General features: G+C 46.6%; 1 protein-coding gene. It reads left to right on the top strand.

Features of this window, described 5'->3' with window-relative positions:
• Positions 1–370: hypothetical protein (locus RBB63_RS23595; RefSeq protein WP_309387902.1), on the top strand; the 370-nt coding region annotated here is incomplete at its 5' end.
• Positions 371–539: the final 169 nt, after the last annotated feature.

Here is a 539-nt window from a genome sequence, read left to right as displayed (position 1 = left end):
AATGACTGAAGCTCAGATATACTCTTGGATATTCTATGCTGCCTCTGCTGTCGGGGCTGAAAAAGGAGTGAAGCATCGAGAAATCGAATCGGTTGCTGATGGAATTAATCACGCAGTCCCGACACAGAAAGAAATATCAAGTTCTATGAAGTGGCTTGAGTCAAAGGGCTTACTAAGAAAAGAAGGAAAGAAAGTACTCCTAACTGACGTAGGAAAAGAATTGGCGACTAGACTGAAAGAGAAGCCGGGAGGCGTAATGAAAGTTTGGGAAAGAATAACCAAAGAATTTGAACACTTGGGAGCCGATAACCAAGTTAACCTTAATTGCCAAACTATGAAGGCAGAACCAGTCAGAGGAGGCAACGCCTAACGGCGCGCCTCTCCTCGACGTTCGTCAATATGCCCCTCCTTAGCATTTCTTCGCGCCTTTGCGTCTTCGCGTGAGATCATTACGCATGAGTGGTTCACGCCAAGACCCGGAGACCCAAAGCCACTCCACTACAGAAAAGGCATTCCAATCACACTGAGGAATTGCCATC

The organism is Cerasicoccus frondis, assembly GCA_031296915.1.
Taxonomy (GTDB): Bacteria; Verrucomicrobiota; Verrucomicrobiia; order Opitutales; family Cerasicoccaceae; genus Cerasicoccus; species Cerasicoccus frondis.
Note: the sequence above shows the minus strand (reverse complement) of the source record. Positions and strands in the feature narration are given on the sequence as shown.